Here is a 17,207-nt window from a genome sequence, read left to right on the forward strand (position 1 = left end):
CACCGTGGCGGCGTCCGCTGGCGCGCCCTCCGCCGCGCGCACGGCACCGCGACGATCCAGCAGGTCGTAGACCACCGGGATCACCAGCAGGGTCAGCAGCGTGGACACCAGCAGGCCGCCGATCACGGTGATGGCCATCGGCGCGCGCACCTCGGCGCCTTCGCCGGAGGCCAGCGCCAGCGGCAGGAAGCCCAGCAGCGTGCACAGCGTGGTCATCACGATAGGCCGCAGGCGCGAGCGCGCGCCTTCCACCAGCGCGCGCCGCTTGGCCATGCCGGCCGCGCGCAGCTGGTTGACCGAGTCGATCAGGATGATCGCGTTCTTGGTCACCAGGCCGACCAGCAGGATCAGGCCGATGAACACCACCACCGACACCGGCGAGCCGCTCAGCTTCAGCGCCAGCACCGCGCCCACCAGCGCCAGCGGGATGGTGAACAGGATCACGAAGGGATGCAGCAGCGACTCGAACTGCGAGGCCATCACCAGATACACCAGGAACACCGCCAACCCGAAGGCGAACAGCAGCGAGCGCACCGAATCGCCCAGTTCCTCGCCCTGGCCACCGATATGCATCGACACGCCGGCGCCCAGCGGGTGCTCGGCGGCCAGCGCCCGCACCTCGCGCACCGCGCCGCCCAGGTCGATGTCCTTCAGGCCGGCCGAGACGATCGCCACGCGGCCCTGGTCGGCGCGATGGATCTCGCTGGGGCCGGTGGTGGCGATCACGTCGGCCACCGAGTCGAGCGTGACCGGCCGGCTGCTGGAGGGGTTGACGATCAGCCGGCGCACGTCCTCGACCGAGGCGCGGTCCGAGGCCTGGGCGCGCACCAGCACGTCGATCTTGCGATCGCGGAAGCTGTAGCGCGTGGCCACCTCGCCGCGCACCTTCTGCACCACCGCGTCCGCCACCTGGCGCGTGGTCAGACCCAGCGCGCCGGCACGCTCCTGGTCGAAGCGGATCTGGATCTCGGGGAAGCCCTGCTCCACCGTCGAGCGCACATCGGTGTAGTGCGCATTGCCGCGCAGCAGCTGGGCCAGGCGTTGGCCGGCGACCTCCAGCGTGGCCAGGTCCTGGCCGCGCAGCTCCACTTCCAGCGGCGTGGACAGGCTGAACAACGCCGGCCGCGCGAAATCGACCTGCGCGCCGGGCCAGGCCTGCATCGAGGCACGCAGCGCCTGGGTCTCGCGCGCCTCGATCTGCGGATTGCCGCCATCGGCCATGACCACGGTCAGCTTGCCGATGTTCTCGCCGCTCTCGGTCGGGTTGGCGTCCAGCCGCGTGCCGCTGCCGCTGACGCCGAAGATGGCGGCCACGCCGGCATCCTTGACGTGCCGTTCCTGCAGCGTGCGCAGCACCGCATCGGTGTCGCGCAGCGGCGTGCCCGGCGGCAGCTTGACCGTCATCTCGAAACGGTCCTGCGCCAGCTGCGGAATCAGGTCGGTGCCCAGGGTCGGCACCAGCGCCGCGGTGCCGGCCAGCGCCAGCGCGGCCAGGCCCAGCACGCGCCACGGGCGGGCCAGTGCGGCCGGCAGCACGCGCAGGTAGCCGCGCTCCAGCCAACCGTAGGGCTTCATCGCCAGCGTGCTCAGCCTGCGCATCAGCGGGGCGATCAGGAACACCGCGCCCCGCCACAGCCTGACCACCAGCCAGGCCAGCCCGAACACCGCGCCGCGCACCGCCGCGCCGACGCCGCGCCCGCCCAGGGCGAATGGCTTCTGCCAGCGCGCGTCCGGCTGCCAGCGCGGATGCGGCGCTTCGGCGGCGAAGCCCAGCGGGGCGCGTCCGCGCAGCGAGCTCAGCATCGGGATCAGCGTCATCGCCACCACCAGCGAGATCGCGATGGCGATCGCCACGGTCAGCGCCTGGTCGCGGAACAACTGACCTGCGATGCCGTCGACGAACACCAGCGGCAGGAACACCGCGATCGTGGTCAGCGTCGAGGCGACCACCGCCATGCTCACCTCGCGCGTGCCAGCGATCGCCGCCTGCACGATCCCTAAGCCCCGCTCGCGCGCCTTGGCGATGCTCTCCAGCACCACGATCGAGTCGTCCACCACCAGGCCGGTGGCCAGCGCCAGGCCGCCCAGCGACATCACGTTGAGGCTCAGCCCCAGCCGGTCCATGAAGAAGAACGTGGCCACGATCGACACCGGCAGCGACAGGCCGATCACGAAGGTGCTCCAGCCGTCACGCAGGAACAGGAAGATCACCAGGATCGCCAGCACGCCGCCGATCACCGCGTCGCGCTTGACCTCGCCGATGGCGTGCTCGATGAAGCGCGACTGGTCGTCCAGCGTGTCCAGCGAGACGTCGGCCGGCAGCTGCGCGCGCAGGCGCTCCAGCCGCTGCGACAGCGCCTTGGCGGTGGCCACGGTGTTGGCGTCGCCCTCCTTGTAGATCGCCAGCTCCACCGCCTCACGCCCGGCCAGGCGGATCACCGCCTCGCGCTCCTTGTAGCCCTGGCGCACGACGGCCACGTCGCGCAGGCGCACCGGCATGCCGCCGGCGACGGTCGTGCCGCTGGACGAGGACGCGCTCTGCACCGAGGCGGCGGCCGCCAGCACCTCGGCCGAGCCGCTGGAGGCGGCGATCGCCGCCATCTGCGCCGCGGCGTTGGCTGCGGCATTGTCGCCGCCGCTGCGCGGGGTCAGCAGCAGGTTGCCGATGTCGTCCACGTCGCCGAACTGATTGACCGTGCGCACCAGGTAGCGCTGCGTGCCCTGCTCCAGGCGGCCGCCGGACAGGTTGACGTTCTCGGCCTTCAGCCGGTCGATCACCGTGGACAGCGGCATGTGCAGCTGGGCGAGCTTCTGCTGGTCGATGTCGACCTGCACCTCGTCCTCCAGGCCGCCGCCGACCTTGACCGCGGCCACGCCGCTGACCGGCTCCAGCTTCTTCTTCAAATCCTCGTCGGCGAAGCGGCGCAGCGCGACCAGCTGCCGCTGCGCGGCCAGCGCATCGTCGGCCGGCACCTTGGCCGACAGCGCCAGGCGCATGATCGGTTCGGTGGAGGGGTCGAAGCGCAGCAGCACCGGCGCCTTGGCTTCCAGCGGCAGCTGCAGCGCCTCCAGCTTGTCGCGGACTTCCAGCCCGGCCTGGTCCATGTTGGTACCCCAGGCGAACTGCAGCACCACATCGCTCTGGCCGGTGCGCGAGACCGAGGTCAGCCGGCGCAGGTTCTTGACCACGCCCACCGCTTCCTCGACCGGCTCGGACAGCAGCGTCTCGATCTCGGCCGGCGCCGCACCGGTGTATTCGGTGCGCACGGTCAGCGTCGGATAGCTCAGGTCCGGCAGCAGGTTGACCTTCAGGCTGTGCAGGGCGATGACGCCGAACAGCAGCAGCGTCACCGTCACCATCGCCACCGTCACCCGACGCCGGACCGCCAGGGCGACCAGGCCGCCGCCAGCGCCGGCGTCATCCTGCGCGTGCTCCCCATTCCCCGTGTGCATCGTGCTGGCCTCAGCGCTTGCCGGCCAGGGCGACCTGGGTCGCCGGCGCCGGCGGTGCCTCGATCACCGTCACCGCGCTGCCGTCGCGCAGGGCGACCTTGCCGGCGGTCACCACCGCATCGCCCACCTTGAGCCCCTTGCGGATCTCGACCCAGGCGCCATCGACATAGCCCGGTTCGACTGCGGTGCGCATCGCCTTGCCGGCCCGCACCAGGTAGACCGCCGGATCGCCATCGTCCAGCAGCGCCGCGCGCGGAATCACCAGCGCGTCGGCGCGGTGGTCGTACTCAATCCGCAGGCGGCCGAACATGCCGGCCTGCAGCTGGGTGCCCCCCTCGAACGCGCACACCACGCGGAAGGTGCCGCTACCGGCGTCCACCACCGGGGCGACGCGATCGACCCTGCCGGTGAACGCCTTGCCGGGCAGCGCATCGGCCTGCAGGGTCACCGGCTGGCCGGCGCGCAGCGTGGCCAGTTCGCGCTCGGGCACGTTGAGCGTGGCCTCCAGCCGCGAGCGATCGACCAGGCGGATGATCGGCGTGTTGATCTGCACGAAGTTGCCCGGCTTGATCGAGCGCGAGGCGACCACGCCGGAGATCGGCGCCACCACCGTGGTGTAGGACAGCTCCAGCCGCGCCAGGCGGTTCTGCGCGCGCATGTTCTCCAGGTCGTAGCGCAGCTGGTCGACGTCGTTGGCGCTGATCATCTGCTGGTCGACCAGCTTGAGGGCGCGCTGATAGTTGTTCTCCAGCTTGCGCATCTGCGCCTCGGTCTGGGCCACGCTCAGCTGCGCGCGGTCGGCGTCCAGGCGCACCAGCGGCTGGCCGGCCCGCACCTCCTGGCCCTCCTCGACCAGCACCGCCAGGGCCACGCCGGAGGTCTTGGCGATGACCTGCGACTCGGCGCGCGGCTCCAGCGTGGTGGTGCCGGCGTAGCTGGCGGCCACGGCGCGATGGGTCGCCTTGACCGCCTCCACCGGCACCGCGTCGGCGGCTTTTTCCTTGTCCTTGTCCTTGCCCTTGTCGGCCTTGGCGTCGGCGGCCTTGGGATCGGCGCCCTGCGCGCTGCCGCAGCCGGGCAAGGCGGTGATCAGCGCCAGCGCGAGGGCGGCGGCGCCCAGGACGGTGGCGGGACGGGCGTGGGCGGACTTAGACATGGCGATGCGTCGCTGTTGGTGTTGTAGGCAACTACACCACCAAAACAACAGCTCGCCATGCGCCGAAGGTCATGGTGACCTGTGTCTCCCACCGCCTACGCCACCGCGCCGCCGCCGGCTGGCCGACGCTTGGCCGATCGCGCGTAAGTTGTTGCGCTGCGGCATTTTTTCCGCCGTCGCGCGCTTGCCGGAGACGCTGAACGGCAGGCTATACTCGCCGCAAGCCAAGCGCCGCGGATGGGACGGGGCGCGCGCGAATCCCGGAACACGACATGACGCGATCGTTGTTGCTCGCCGCCTGTTTTGCCCTGCTGTACGCCGGCGTGGCCGGCACGGGCCAGGCCCGCCAGGACGCCCCGGCCCCGGCCGCTGCCCCGACTCCCGCACCCGCCGCCGTCGCCGCCCCGCGCGGCAACGCCGCCGCCGGCAAGCAGCTGTCCTACACCTGCCAGGGCTGCCATGGCGTCATCGGCTACAAGAACGCCTACCCCAACTATCACGTGCCGCGCATCGGCGGGCAGTCGGCCGAGTACCTGGCCCAGGCCCTGACCGAATACAAGGCGGGCAAGCGCAAGCATCCGACGATGCAGGCGCAGGCCCAGAGCTTCTCCGACCAGGACATCGCCGACCTGGCCGCCTACCTGTCCAGCCTGAAGTAAGCCGACCATGCGCACCGCCTTCGCTACGCGTCTGACCTTCGCCCTGGCCGCCGCCCTGGCGCTGGGCGCCTGTTCCAAGATCGAGTCCACCGACACCGCCGCATCCGATCCCGGCCACGCCAGCGGCGAGCACGGCAGCGCCTCCTCGGCCGGCCTGCCGCCGGGCAACATCGCCGCCGGCGAGAAGAAGGCGCAGGAGAAGGGCAAGGCCACCGGCCAGAGCTGCATCGACTGCCATGGCGCCGAAGGCGACAAGCCGATCGCGGCCACCTATCCGCACCTGGCCGGCCAGTACGCCGATTACCTGGCCCACGCCCTGCAGGCTTACCGCGCCGGCGATCGCCAGCACGCGCTGATGACCCCGCAGGCCAAGGACCTGAGCGACCAGGACATCGCCAACCTGGCCGCCTACTTCTCCTCGCGCAAGGGTGAGCTGCGGGATTTGCACGGGTTGGATTGAGAGCTCCGAGGGCGGCCCAGCCGGTTAAGCCGCTTCTCACTGAACGGTTGCCGTCAGCCCCGTCACGACGCGGCGTAAGCCGCTTTCGAATCGCTTGGCCTCTGGTCTAAACGCCGACCAACCTTCTACCGTCGTTCCCGCGAAGGCGGGAATCCAGTGGCTTTCGCGCCAAAGCACCGACCCCCTGTGACTCGCCTCGCGGGACACAGGCTTTGGGCCGGTCCGCTTCATCGGAAGCGAAAAGCAAGAAGCAACAGCATTCCTTCCCGGCCCTCCCTTTCGCCTGCGGCGAAAGGGAGGGGGCAGAAGCGCTTGGCTATTGAGTTCCACAGGCGAAGCCCTCGAGCCCGGAACTCCGCTCCGTGACAAACGGTGCGATCAACGCTCAGCCATCAGCCGCCATCGCTGCCCCCGAGAACATGGGAGCCAGCAGCTTCGAGCGACGAGATCTTTCGCGAGAGCGAGCGCCTTCAGGCTCCCGTCCCTCAACTCCCCACCGGAATCGGATTGCGCTTGACCGGGATGTCCGGCGGCGGCCGCGCCGTGGCCGGGTGGTCGTTGAGGTTGGGGTCGTAGACGCCGCAGGCGCCCCCGGCCTGCAGGATCGACACCACGCACTTGATGCGCTTGGACGTGCCCGGGATCGGGATCTCCAGGTCCTGGATGCCGGCGCGGACCCAGTCCTGCAGCAGGGTGCCGCCGGGCATCCAGTACTTGTCGAACATGGTCGGCTCGTAGCCGAACGCCGGACGGTCCAGCCAGGTGCCGGCGTTGTTCGCATCGATCTTGGCCTGCTGCCGCGAGCCCGGCGCGCCGGGGCGGTCAGAGCGCCCGCTGCCTGACGCATCCGGCACCTTGACGCTGCCGTCGGCGTTGAACAGCCCCTGCAACCCCTGCCCCGCGCTGCCCTGATTGCCGGCCTGCGCGCTGCGCGAGGCGCCCCAGTCGTCGGCGCGCTTCGGACCCGGCGTGCCCCACTCGTCCGCGGCGCGTGCGCCCGCGCCTGGGCTGCTGGCCTGGCTGCCGGCGGTCTGGCCGCCCTGCACCGGCGACGGCGGCGCGCCGCTGTTGGCCGCCGTGGTGGACGCTTGCTGGCCGGTTTCGGCCGCCGCCTGGCTGGCGCGCTCGGCCTGGCCCTGCTGGGCCTGCGGGCTGCCGGCATCGGTCGCGCTGGATGCGGCCTCCGCGACAGACTGGGCAGGCGCGGCCGGTGCGGGGGCCGCCGGCATCGGGATCTCGCGCACGCGGGCCTGGGCCGGAGCCGAGGCCGGCAACTGCACCGGCGCGGCCTCGGGGCTGCGCAGGGCCTGCAGCGCGGGCGCCTGCACCTGCGGCACCGGCTCGGGATTGGGGATCTCGCGCTGGCGCACCCGCGTGGGCGGCGCGGCCGGCGCCGGCAGGTCGACCGCGCGTGGGGCGACGTGCTGCACGGCCACCGGCTGCTGGGTCTGTACCGTTTCCACCTCGCGCACGCGCGCGGCCGGCGGCTGCCACTGCACCTGGGGCGCGGGCAACTGCACCTGCGGCGGCGTGGGCGGCGGCAGGACGAAGGTCTGGGTCGGCTGCGCCGTCTCGGTCACCTGCAACGGCTGTTCGACCGGCGGCGTCGGCGGCGCCGGCGTTTCGGGTTGCGGCGGGGTGGCCGGCTGCTCGGCCACCTGCGGCGGCGTGGGCGTGGGGGGAGACGGGGCCGCCTGCGCCGGCGCGGGCTGCGCGGGCGCCGGCGCAGCGGCCTCGGGCGTCGCCGCCGCACGCGCGGGCCGGCTCGCGCCACGCGGCGCGGCCGCGGCGGCTGCTGCTGCGCGCGGGTGTGGGCGGCTGCGGCCCGGAGCCACCGCCCTCGCCCGGCGTGCCGCGCCCGATGAAGGTCAGCTGCACGCGGCTGCCGTCTTCCTCGGTCGGCGGCGGCGGCAGCGCCATCAGGCTGACGAAGATCAGCAGCGCCAGGAACGCCAGGTGCAGCAGCAGGCTCCCCAGCCGCCCGACCCAGCGGATCCAGCGCTCCTCGCGCGGTGGCGCCTCGCCATGCTGCCAGTGCAGCGACCACGCGGCCTGCCAGCGGTTCATTGGCCGCACCCCTGGCGCCATGCGCGGGCGTGCGGCCGCCGCGGCCACCAGCGCCTCGACCGGCGCCCGACTCAGCTGTCCGGCCTGCGCCGGCCGGTTGCGCAGCCAGATGCCCCAGCCGTGCGGCAGGCCGGTGCGCTTTTCCAGAATGGGGGCCGGCCTGCGCTGCAGGAGGGCGGCGATGATCTCGGTGGCAGTCGTCACCGGATGCGGACGGATCAGGCCGCGTCGCGCGGCATGTACGGCGCCTGGCCGCTGTCGTGGTCGGTGGCGTCACGCACCGCGGTCACGCCCGGCACCCGCGTCAGCAGGGTTTTCTCGATGCCCTGCTTCAGGGTGACATCGGCCATGCCGCAGCCGTGGCAGCCGCCGCCGAAGCGCAGGAACACCACGCCCTCGCCCGTCACTTCCTCCACCGCCACGCGGCCGCCGTGCGAGGCCAGCTGCGGGTTGACCTCGTGCTCGACCACCCAGCGCACGCGCTCGACCAGCGAGGCGCCCTCGGCCGGCGCCTTGCCCTTGATGTGCGGGGCCTTGATCGTCAGCTGGCTGCCGGCGCCCTGGGTGACGAAGTCGATCTCGGCATCGTCCAGCCACGGCACGCTGGCCGCGTCCACGTACAGGGTGAAGCCTTCGCAGTCCACGGCCCATTCGTCGCCGGCCAGTTCGCGCGGTTCGGCGAACTCCAGCCGCGCATCGGCGCGCGGGGTGCCCGGATCGACCGCGCTGAGGCGCACGCCCAGGCCTGGCGAGGCCTCGCGCTCGATCAGCTTGCGGAAATGGTGCTGGGCGGTCTCGGAGATCTGGATCATGCGGCGTATTCTAGCGGCCTGCCCGCGCGCCGGTCAGGACGGAATGGTCACGCGCGGGAATGCTACGTTCCCCGCGCCACCTGCAGGAGCCCTTGATGTCCGACCTCGTCCCCCTGGCCGCCGCGCACTGCCTGCCGCGCAGCGGCAGCGAGCACCGCCTCAGCCAGGCGCGCATCGCCGAGCTGCTGCCGCAGCTGCCCGGCTGGGAACTGGCCGAACAGGGCAAGGCGCTAGTGCGCACCTTCCGCTTTCCCGACTATTACCGCACGCTGGCCTTCGTCAACGCGCTGGCCTACGTCGCCCACGCCGAGGATCACCATCCGGACCTGGGCGTGCACTACGACCGCGTGGTGGTGCGTTTCTCCACCCACGATGTGGGCGGCCTGAGCGAGAACGACTTCATCTGCGCCGCCAAGGCGCAGGCACTGGAACTCGACGCATGAACACCCACACCGTTTCCCGCCCGCTGCGCCTGCTGGCGCTGTCCTGTTTCGCGGTGCTGGCCGCTGCCTGCGGCGAACAGTCCGCCCCCGAGGCCGCCGCGCCGGCCGCCACCGAGCTGACCGCGCTGCAGACCCCCCCGCCGCAGTACCCGCTGGAGGCCGCGTGCAGTGGCCATGGCGGCGTTTCGACGCTGAAGGTCACCGTGGGCACGGCCGGCACGCCGACCGAGGTCGTGGTGGCCAAGGGCAGCGGCAATGCGGCGCTGGACGATGCGGCGGTGGCGGCGGTCAAGCAGTGGACCTTCAAGCCGGCCACGCGCGGCGGGCAGCCGGTGGCGCAGACGCTCAACGTGCCGGTGAACTTCCCCGCCCCGCAGGTGCGCCCGGACGCCTGTTTCTCGCTGGACGAGAAGAACAAGACTCCCGCGCAGTGAGTGGCGAGCGCCCGGCATCGCGTTCCGGGTGAATCGGGGTTGGCGCAACGTCGGCGCGAAATGCGCCGGGACGCGCGAGCGGGTTCGGCGCATTCGTGACGCGGCCGGCGCGGAGCCATCGACGAGGCCCGTCATTCCCGTACTCGCGGGCACGACGACTGAAGCTTGTCGGCGGCGATCAGCCGCCGCGGCCGCGCAGCGGCTCGACGCCGGTCATGTTGGCCCCGGCCAGGCGCATCAGTTCGATGAAGCGCTGCAGCTTGGCCGGCTGGTGCCGCGCCGGCGGATAGACCAGATGCACCGGCAACGGCGTGGCGCGCCAGTCCGGGGCCAGGTGCAGCAGGCGGCCGGCGGCGACGTCGTCGGCCACCAGCCAGGCCGAGGCGATGCAGGCACCCAGCCCCTCCAGCGCCGCCGCCCGCAGCGCGTGCAGGCTGTCGGTACTCAGCCGCGGGCGGATCGGGAAATGGCACTGCCGCCCGTCATGGCGATGGGTCAGGCTGATGTCGTCGCGGTAGAACAGGTTGATCGCCAGCCAGGGCAGCGCGCGCAGGGTCTCGATCGCGTCGGGTGCCTCCCGCCCTTCCAGCAACGCCGGCGCGCCGACGACGATGCGCGGCACCTCGGCGATCTGCACCGCCACCACCGAGGGGTCCATCACGGTGCCGACGTGGATGGCGCAGTCGATGTTGTCGGCGACGAAGTCCGGATCGCGCTCGTGCAGCAGCCAGTCGACCGAGACCTGGGGATAGCGGCGGAGATAGTCGGCCATCGGTGCCATCAGCTGGCCTTGGCCGAAGGCATGCGGTACCACCACGCGCAGCAGGCCCTGCGGGGCCTGGCCGGCGCCGCGCAGGTCGTCTTCCAGCGCCTGCCAGTCCTGCAGCAGGTCGCGGGCCTTGGCGTAGCAGCGCGCGCCGTCCTCGGTCAGGGTCATGGCATGGGTCGAGCGGCGCAGCAGCTTGAGTCCGAGCAGGCGCTCGAGCGCCTGCAGCCGTCGGCTGACGGTGGGCTGGCTGGCGCCGAGCTGCGCGGCGGCGGCCGACAGGCTGCCGGCCTCGACGATGCGGACGAAGGTCTGCATCAGTTCGAGGCGGTCGGTTCCGGTGGACAGCGGCTCTTGCATACGCCAGGCGCATAGGCATTGTGTCGGCGCGCAGGCTACCACGCGCGCGCAGCGGCCCGGAGAATACGCGCACCCCACCTTGCCAGGCGCGTGACGCCATGACTCCCATTCAGTATCCGCATGAAGCCCCCGGCCACACCGGCCTGCCGCGCCGGCTGGTCCTGCTGCTGGCCATCGGCGCCGGCATGAGCGTGGCCTCGCTCTACTACAGCCAGCCCATGCTCGGCGTGCTGGCCGGCGATCTGCACGCCAGCGCGCAGGCCGCCGGGCTGGTCCCCACGCTCAACCAGCTCGGCTATGCCCTGGGCATCCTGCTGTGCGCGCCGCTGGGCGATCGTTACGACCGCCGCCGGGTGATCCTGGCCAAGTGCGGGCTGCTGGCGCTGGCGCTGGCCGTCGGCGGCCTGGCGCCGGGCATGGTCACCCTGCTCTGCGCGAGCCTGGCGATCGGCCTGACGGCCACGGTGGCGCAGGATTTCGTGCCCGCCGCCGCGACGCTGGCGCGGATCGAACACCGCGGCCGCATCGTCGGCACGGTCATGACCGGCCTGCTGCTGGGCATCCTGCTTTCGCGCGTGGGCAGCGGCCTGATCGCCGGAGTCTGGGGCTGGCGCGCGGTCTACCTCATCGCCGCCCTGGGCATGGTCCTGGTCGGGCTGGCCTCGGCGCGCTGGGTGCCGCGCTTCGAGCCGACCACCACGGTGGGCTATGGCGCGCTGCTGGCCAGCCTGGCGGCGCTGTGGCGCTCACACCCGGCGCTGCGCCGCGCCACCTGGGCGCAGGCGATGCTGGCGGTCGGCTTCAGCGCGTTCTGGTCGACGCTGGTGGTGATGCTGCAGGGTGCGCCCTTCCACCTGGGCAGCGCGGCGGCCGGCGCGTTCGGCCTGGCCGGCGCGGCCGGCGCGCTGATGGCGCCCATCGCCGGCCGCATCGCCGACCGCCGCGGCCCGGGCCTGGTGACCCGCCTCGGCGCCGGGCTGGCGGCGGCCTCCTTCGCGCTGATGCTGGCCGCGCCGCTGCTGCCGATGCACGGCCAACTGGCCATGCTGGTGGTCGGCACGATCGGCTTCGACCTGGGCGTGCAGGCGACGCTGGTCTCCCACCAGACCATCGTCTACGGCATCGATCCCGGGGCGCGCAGCCGGCTCAACGCGGTGCTCTTCACCGGCATGTTCATCGGCATGGCCAGCGGCGCGGCGCTGGGCAGCGTGCTGCTGCAGCACCTGGGCTGGCCCGGCGTGCTCGGCCTGGCGGTACTGACCTCGCTGCTGGCACTGGCGATCCGGCTCGGCGCGCACCGCGACGTGCGTTGCGCGCGTGTCAACGCCACGCCGGAACTTCACCACGAGGCCTGAGCAGCACGCGCGGCAGTCTGGGGGCTCACCCTTCCGGAGACCGCCATGTCCACCTCACCGCAAGAACTCGAAGCCGCCTTCTGGAAAGCCCTCAAGTCCGACCGCACCGTGATGCTGGGCCTGGAAGGCATCGAGGACGGCCACACCCGGCCGATGACCGCGATGATCGAGGGCGACGAAGGCGGCCCGGTCTGGTTCTTCACCTCCACCGACAATGCGATGGTGCAGCAGGTGGGCGCGGGCCATCGCGCGATCGCCGCCTTCGCCGCCAAGGATCACGACCTGTTCGCCAGCGTGCGCGGCACGCTGGCGCTGGACACCGACCGGGCCGTGGTCGAACGCCTGTGGAATCCCTTCATCGCCGCCTGGTACGAAGGCGGCAAGGACGATCCCAAGCTGGCGCTGCTGCGGCTGGATCCGGACCAGGCCGAGATCTGGAAGAACGGCTCCAGCCTGCTGGCCGGGCTGAAGCTGCTGCTGGGGCGCGACCCCAAGCGCGATTACGCCGACAAGGTCGCCAAGGTCAATCTGGCCTGACGACACGGACGCGCCGGATGGTGCGTCGCGTCGTGACCGCTCCGCGGGCCGGGCGGATAGTCGGGCGAAGCAGGACCACGACGGTCCTGCTTCGCCAGCCGCCCGCCCCGGAGATCCGCATGAAAGCCGTGATCGCTCTGCTCGCCGCCGTCGTCCTGCTCGCCATTGGCATCCCGCTCTCGCGCGCCATCAGCAATGGCGAGGAGCACACCATCACCCGCACCCTGGACCCGGACGCGCCACGCGCCGCGCCCAAGGCCGCCAAGGCCCCGCCGGCCCAGGTCGCACGCGCCGCCAGCGCCCCGCAGCCGGCGGCCGCGCCGCGCTAGCCACGCCCGCCCTGTCGCAACGCGCAGCCAGGGGCGCCAGCCGCCGCGCATGCGCGTATCGCGCGCGACTGGGTAAACTGTGGCAATGCAACATCGCCGCCCGCCTCAGGGCGGCGTCTTTTTTTGCTTACAAATCAAATGTCTAGGATACGTTTCGCAAGGATCGGTCGAGGTCTGACCTGCGCGGATTGGAGCCCTTCCCCATGATTTTCGAAACCCTCGACACCTCCGGCCACGAACAGGTCGTGTTCTGCCACAACCCCGATGTCGGGCTGAAGGCGATCATCGCGATCCACAGCACGGTGCTGGGTCCGGCGCTGGGTGGCGTGCGCATGCGCCCCTACCCCGACACCGAGACCGCGCTCACCGACGCGCTGCGCCTGAGCCGGACGATGACCTACAAGAACGCCCTGGCCGGCCTGAACGTCGGCGGCGGCAAGGCGGTGATCATCGGCGACCCGAGCCAGGACAAGACCGAGGCGCTGTTCCGGATGTTCGGCCGCTATGTCGATTCGCTGGGCGGCCGCTACATCACCGCCGAGGACGTGGGCACCGACGTCAACGACATGGAGCATGTCTACCGCGAGACCGAGTACGTGGTGGGCGTGCACCAGGTGCACCGCGGTTCGGGCGACCCGGCGCCGTTCACCGCGTACGGCGCGCTGCAGGGGTTGATGGCCGCGCTCAACCGCCGCTTCGGCAACGAGGAGATCGGCAAGTACAGCTATGCCGTGCAAGGCCTGGGGCATATCGGCATGGAGTTCGTGAAGCTGCTCAAGGAGCGCGGCGCCAAGCTGTTCGTCACCGACCTCAACCCGGCGCTGGTCGAGCGTGCGGTGGAGGAATACGGCGCCGAGGCCGTGGCGCCCAACGAGATCTACGACATTCCCGCCGACGTGTTCTCGCCGTGCGCGCTGGAGGGGTCGATCAACCAGGAGACCCTGCCGCGCCTGCGCGCGAAGATCATCTGCGGCACGGCCAACAACCAGATGTCGCACGTGGTCGGCGAGGAGGCCATGCGCCGCGGGATCCTGTACGCCCCCGACTATGCGGTCAACGCCGGCGGGGTGATGAACGTTTCGCTGGAGATCGATGGCTACAACCGCGAGCGCGCCATGCGCCTGATGCGCAACATCTACCACAACGTCGGGCGCGTCTTCGACCTGGCCGAGAAGGAACGGATCGCGCCGCAGTACGCCGCCGACCGCATCGCCGAGGCGCGCATCGCCTCGATCGGCAAGCTCAAGCTGCCGCTGGGCCGCACCGCGCCACGCTACATGGGCCAGCTGCGCGGCGATCACTGAGCCGCGCACTTGGGCGGAATGAGAACGGGCGCCTGAAGGCGCCCGTTTCGTTTTTGCGCGACGCTTGAATGGACCAATGGCCCGTCGTTCCCGCTGCATGTCTGACCATCCAGCGCCTTTGGGCTTCCTCCAGGAAAACCGCCGGGTTCCCGCGTTCGCGGGAACGACAGTAGCGACCAGTCATCGGCTACGGGAGAGACTGATCGGCGAGGCCTAGAAACCGACGCTGTAGCGCATCGAACCCACCGCCTCGCTCCCGCGCGCGCCGAAGCGCTGGTCCAGGCCGAAGGACAGGCGCTGGTTGGCGCGCAGCGCGGCCTCCAGCGAGAAGCCGGCCCACCCGCCCGAAGCCGCCGCATCCCCGCCCGGGATCGCGCCCCATGCATCGATGCCGACGAAGCGCGCCTGGCGCGAGAAGCCGCTGGCCGAGAGCACCGACTGCCATTCCAGGTGGCCCGAGAACGACAGGTCCATCCCCGCCAGCGGCAGCGCCCGGTCGAAGCGCAGGCCGGCGATGGCCTGGGTGCGGCTGGCGTGGCTGGCCGCCGCGGCCAGGCCGAAGCCGGCCGCGCCCTGCTCGCTGAAGGCATCGCGCGACAGGCTGGCGTAGTCCGCGCCCAGGTACGGCGTCCACGTCCCCAGGCCGGTGCGCAGCGGCACGCCGGCCTCCACGCCGGCGAAGCGCATCGCACCGTCGTAGCGCGCGTCCACGCCGTAGGCCGCGTCGCCCAGATAGACCGCGCGGCGCAGGTCGCGGCGGAACTGGCCCACGCCGAACTGCGCCAGCGCGTAGCCGGCCTGTCCGCGATGGGACAGGTAGGCCTGCAGATGGGTCTGGCGGTCCTGGCCGGCATCGCCGAGCGCGTCGCGCACGCTGCTGGTGTCCATCTGGCCCACGGCCAGGCCCGAGGTCCAGCCCGGCGCCAGGGTCACGTCCTGGCCGGCGATCCAGCCCGACAGATTCAATCCGGCGGTCGCGCCCAGGCCGGAGGCCTGGCGACCGTCGAACGCCTGGTACCAGCCGTCCGCCGCCGCGCCGCCTTCGGCCACGTGCGCGGCCAGCGCGCGCCGCCGCAGGTCGAGCAGATCCAGCGTGACGCCGTCGGCCGCCGCATGCGCCCGCCCGGACAGGCTCTCGAGCGAACGCGCGGCCGCCGCACCCGATGAGATGCGCAGGAAATCCCCGGCCAGCGACGCCATCGCCCCGCCCTGGGCCTGCGGCTGCGCGTCGAGCTGGGTCAGCGCCGCATCCACCCGCTGGGCCGAGCCGACCGACGCGGCGCTCATGCCCATCGCGCTGGCGGTGGCGGTGATGTCCAGCCGGGTGATGTCCAGCCACGCCTGGGTGTCGCTGAAGCCCAGCGACGCCGTCAGGAACACGTTCGAGACCGAGGTCAGCCCGGAGAAGGTCCCGTTGATCGCGCGCGCATCGACCACCGTCTCGCGCGCGCTGCGCACGTAGCCGCTGGCCATGCCCGTCACCTTGACCATGCCGCCGAGGTTGGCCGTGCCATCGACCCGCAGCGTGGTGCCGATCTGGAACTCGAGCGTGGCGCCGGCGGACTGGGTGAAATCGCCTTCGATCAGCCGCGCGCCCGCCGCGCCGGTGAAGGCGAGCGTGCCATCGTTGCGCAGCGCGCCACCCACCCCGCCGCCGGTGCCCAGGCGCGCGCCCGCGGCCACGCTGGCGCTGCCGGGGATCCCGCCGCTGGACAGCAGCGTGCCCTGGTTGACCCGGGTCGCGCCCAGATAGCTGTTCTGCCCGCTCAGGTTGAGCGTGCCGCCGCCGGCCTTGGTGATGCCGCCGTTGCCGCTGATCGCGTTGGACCAGGTCGAGGTGCCATCGAAGGACGCCGTCACATCGCCCCAGTCCAGCTTCGCCGGCCCGTTGACCGCCTTGCCCACGTCCAGCAGGCCATAGCCGAACACCGGGTCGACGCCGGTCGCGCCCAGGTCGGTAGCCGTGCCCAGCAGCGTCTGCCGGACCAGGTCGTTGGAGAAGTACGGGAAGGCCTGCCACACCAGCGCCGCCGCGCCGGCGACCTGCGGCGTGGACAGCGAGGTGCCGGTCCAGTTCCAGTAGCTCGGCGCGGTCGGGCTGTCGTTGGTGCCGGTGGTGACCACCTTGCCCGGTGCGACCAGGCAGTAGCGCATCGCCACCCCGCAGGCGTTGGAGTAGGAGGCCAGCTGGGTCGGGCTGTCGGTGTCCAGTGCCGCCACCGCCAGCCAGCCCGCCTCCAGGTCGGCCGCGGGCAGCGTGTTGTTCGGACCGGCCTTGCTGGGCATGGCCGCGGTGTCGGTCGGCTGCGCCTTGCCATCGTTGCCGGTGGCGAACACCACGATGCCGCCGTTCTGCAGGACGAAGGGCCGGTACTCGGCGGCGATGGGTGCGGTGGCGTTCGGGTCGGTCCAGTAGACGCCCCCCCAGGAGTTGTTCATCACCTTGACCCCGCGCGCGATCAGGTCCTGGTGGACCTGCGCCAGGCCGAGCGCGCCGCTGGTGGAATTGCCGTTGCCCGACCCGTCGTCGGTCGGCTCCTTGTCCGAGATGATGCGCGCCGAGACGATGCTCGCCCCCGGCGCGATGCCGCCCGGCCAGGCGCCGAACGGTCTGCCGGCGGCGATCTGCGCCACCGCCGTGCCGTGGCCGACCACGTCGTCCTTGCTCAGGTCGTTGGACGAGGCGCTGACATAGGTCAGGTTGGCGGTGACCCGTGGCGACAGCGCCGGGTGGCTGCGGTTGACGCCGGTGTCCACGATGCCGATCACCACCCCGGCGCCGGTGAAGCCGGCGGCGTGCGCGGCATCGGCGTGGGTCAGGCTCAGATGCTGGGAGAAGGCCGGATCAGGCGTGCTCACCACCGGGGTGGTCGTGGTGGGCGGCGGGGTGACCGGGGGCGGCGTCGATTTGACGTTGCCGCCGCCCTTGCCTCCGCAGGCGGTCATGACCGCGCACGCCAACACGTTCATCACCAGCATCCGGCCCGACGGCCTGCCCGGCATCGCCCGATATCCCTGCATGTCCCCGCTCCCCGGATGGCGCACCCCTGCGCCTGTCGGTCGCAATCTAGC

General features: G+C 71.8%; 13 protein-coding genes and 1 pseudogene. 8 read left to right on the forward strand and 6 right to left on the reverse strand.

The features are described from left to right. Nucleotides 1-48 precede the first annotated feature (48 nt). Nucleotides 49-3,453, reverse strand: a pseudogene (locus LAJ50_RS11005) (efflux RND transporter permease subunit); the annotation flags it as partial. Nucleotides 3,454-3,463: 10 nt separating this feature from the next. Beyond that, a complete protein-coding gene (locus LAJ50_RS11010; protein ID WP_138650976.1) occupies nucleotides 3,464-4,609 on the reverse strand; it encodes an efflux RND transporter periplasmic adaptor subunit in 1,146 nt (381 codons plus the stop codon). 272 nt (nucleotides 4,610-4,881) lie between these two features. Between LAJ50_RS11010 and LAJ50_RS11015 the strand changes: the two genes are divergently transcribed. After that, on the forward strand, nucleotides 4,882-5,268 hold the full coding sequence (locus tag LAJ50_RS11015) for a cytochrome c (protein ID WP_138650975.1): 387 nt from the start codon (nucleotides 4,882-4,884) through the stop codon (nucleotides 5,266-5,268). A 7-nt stretch (nucleotides 5,269-5,275) separates the two neighbouring features. Beyond that, nucleotides 5,276-5,728 carry a cytochrome c gene (locus LAJ50_RS11020; RefSeq protein WP_130552476.1) on the forward strand — a complete coding sequence of 151 codons (453 nt, stop codon included), beginning with the start codon at nucleotides 5,276-5,278 and terminating at the stop codon, nucleotides 5,726-5,728. Between the two features lie 485 nt (nucleotides 5,729-6,213). Here LAJ50_RS11020 and LAJ50_RS11025 read toward each other — a convergent pair whose 3' ends face one another. Both LAJ50_RS11025 and LAJ50_RS11030 read right to left on the reverse strand, forming a co-directional pair. Next, the gene (locus LAJ50_RS11025) at nucleotides 6,214-7,386 is read right to left on the reverse strand and encodes a hypothetical protein (RefSeq protein WP_224096299.1); all 1,173 of its coding nucleotides are present in this window, start codon (nucleotides 7,384-7,386) and stop codon (nucleotides 6,214-6,216) included. A 627-nt stretch (nucleotides 7,387-8,013) separates the two neighbouring features. Next, nucleotides 8,014-8,607 carry an NfuA family Fe-S biogenesis protein gene (locus LAJ50_RS11030; protein ID WP_130518698.1) on the reverse strand — a complete coding sequence of 198 codons (594 nt, stop codon included), beginning with the start codon at nucleotides 8,605-8,607 and terminating at the stop codon, nucleotides 8,014-8,016. A gap of 95 nt (nucleotides 8,608-8,702) precedes the next feature. Here LAJ50_RS11030 and LAJ50_RS11035 point away from each other — a divergent pair, with 95 nt between their 5' ends. Then, nucleotides 8,703-9,050, forward strand: coding sequence for a 4a-hydroxytetrahydrobiopterin dehydratase (locus LAJ50_RS11035; protein ID WP_138655465.1), 348 nt, complete (start codon nucleotides 8,703-8,705; stop codon nucleotides 9,048-9,050). Beyond that, nucleotides 9,047-9,484 (forward strand): energy transducer TonB, encoded by a 438-nt coding sequence (locus LAJ50_RS11040; protein WP_138655463.1) that lies wholly within the window; start codon nucleotides 9,047-9,049, stop codon nucleotides 9,482-9,484. Before LAJ50_RS11035 ends, LAJ50_RS11040 begins: the two co-directional genes overlap by 4 nt. 178 nt (nucleotides 9,485-9,662) lie before the next feature. On the opposite strand, the gene LAJ50_RS11045 is transcribed toward LAJ50_RS11040, so the two are convergent. After that, nucleotides 9,663-10,610 carry a LysR substrate-binding domain-containing protein gene (locus LAJ50_RS11045; RefSeq protein WP_130552480.1) on the reverse strand — a complete coding sequence of 316 codons (948 nt, stop codon included), beginning with the start codon at nucleotides 10,608-10,610 and terminating at the stop codon, nucleotides 9,663-9,665. Nucleotides 10,611-10,708: 98 nt separating this feature from the next. Between LAJ50_RS11045 and LAJ50_RS11050 the strand changes: the two genes are divergently transcribed. From LAJ50_RS11050 to LAJ50_RS11065, 4 genes are all read left to right on the forward strand, one after another. Then, entirely contained in the window at nucleotides 10,709-11,965 is a 1,257-nt protein-coding gene (locus LAJ50_RS11050; protein WP_224096300.1) for an MFS transporter, read from the forward strand. A gap of 45 nt (nucleotides 11,966-12,010) precedes the next feature. After that, nucleotides 12,011-12,502 carry a pyridoxamine 5'-phosphate oxidase family protein gene (locus tag LAJ50_RS11055; RefSeq protein ID WP_138655495.1) on the forward strand — a complete coding sequence of 164 codons (492 nt, stop codon included), beginning with the start codon at nucleotides 12,011-12,013 and terminating at the stop codon, nucleotides 12,500-12,502. A gap of 119 nt (nucleotides 12,503-12,621) precedes the next feature. After that, nucleotides 12,622-12,831 (forward strand): hypothetical protein, encoded by a 210-nt coding sequence (locus tag LAJ50_RS11060; protein WP_224096301.1) that lies wholly within the window; start codon nucleotides 12,622-12,624, stop codon nucleotides 12,829-12,831. 203 nt (nucleotides 12,832-13,034) lie between these two features. Continuing rightward, a complete protein-coding gene (locus LAJ50_RS11065; protein ID WP_130552484.1) occupies nucleotides 13,035-14,135 on the forward strand; it encodes a Glu/Leu/Phe/Val dehydrogenase dimerization domain-containing protein in 1,101 nt (366 codons plus the stop codon). 213 nt (nucleotides 14,136-14,348) lie between these two features. Here LAJ50_RS11065 and LAJ50_RS11070 read toward each other — a convergent pair whose 3' ends face one another. Then, complete coding sequence (locus LAJ50_RS11070; RefSeq protein ID WP_224096302.1) at nucleotides 14,349-17,105, reverse strand: autotransporter serine protease; 2,757 nt, start codon at nucleotides 17,103-17,105, stop codon at nucleotides 14,349-14,351. Between the last annotated feature and the right edge of the window lie 102 nt (nucleotides 17,106-17,207).

The sequence above is a fragment of the Pseudoxanthomonas sp. X-1 genome (genome assembly GCF_020042665.1).
Lineage (GTDB): Bacteria > Pseudomonadota > Gammaproteobacteria > Xanthomonadales > Xanthomonadaceae > Pseudoxanthomonas_A > Pseudoxanthomonas_A spadix_A.

Excerpts from the sequence above, each read along its gene's own strand:
- LAJ50_RS11055 (WP_138655495.1), top strand. The coding sequence starts at position 12,011 with ATGTCCACCTCACCGCAAGAACTCGAAGCCGCCTTCTGGAAAGCCCTC.
- LAJ50_RS11015 (WP_138650975.1), top strand. The coding sequence starts at position 4,882 with ATGACGCGATCGTTGTTGCTCGCCGCCTGTTTTGCCCTGCTGTACGCC.
- LAJ50_RS11010 (WP_138650976.1), bottom strand. The coding sequence starts at position 4,609 with ATGTCTAAGTCCGCCCACGCCCGTCCCGCCACCGTCCTGGGCGCCGCC.
- LAJ50_RS11060 (WP_224096301.1), top strand. The coding sequence starts at position 12,622 with ATGAAAGCCGTGATCGCTCTGCTCGCCGCCGTCGTCCTGCTCGCCATT.
- LAJ50_RS11070 (WP_224096302.1), bottom strand. The coding sequence starts at position 17,105 with ATGAACGTGTTGGCGTGCGCGGTCATGACCGCCTGCGGAGGCAAGGGC.
- LAJ50_RS11045 (WP_130552480.1), bottom strand. The coding sequence starts at position 10,610 with ATGCAAGAGCCGCTGTCCACCGGAACCGACCGCCTCGAACTGATGCAG.
- LAJ50_RS11035 (WP_138655465.1), top strand. The coding sequence starts at position 8,703 with ATGTCCGACCTCGTCCCCCTGGCCGCCGCGCACTGCCTGCCGCGCAGC.
- LAJ50_RS11040 (WP_138655463.1), top strand. The coding sequence starts at position 9,047 with ATGAACACCCACACCGTTTCCCGCCCGCTGCGCCTGCTGGCGCTGTCC.
- LAJ50_RS11050 (WP_224096300.1), top strand. The coding sequence starts at position 10,709 with ATGACTCCCATTCAGTATCCGCATGAAGCCCCCGGCCACACCGGCCTG.
- LAJ50_RS11030 (WP_130518698.1), bottom strand. The coding sequence starts at position 8,607 with ATGATCCAGATCTCCGAGACCGCCCAGCACCATTTCCGCAAGCTGATC.
- LAJ50_RS11020 (WP_130552476.1), top strand. The coding sequence starts at position 5,276 with ATGCGCACCGCCTTCGCTACGCGTCTGACCTTCGCCCTGGCCGCCGCC.
- LAJ50_RS11065 (WP_130552484.1), top strand. The coding sequence starts at position 13,035 with ATGATTTTCGAAACCCTCGACACCTCCGGCCACGAACAGGTCGTGTTC.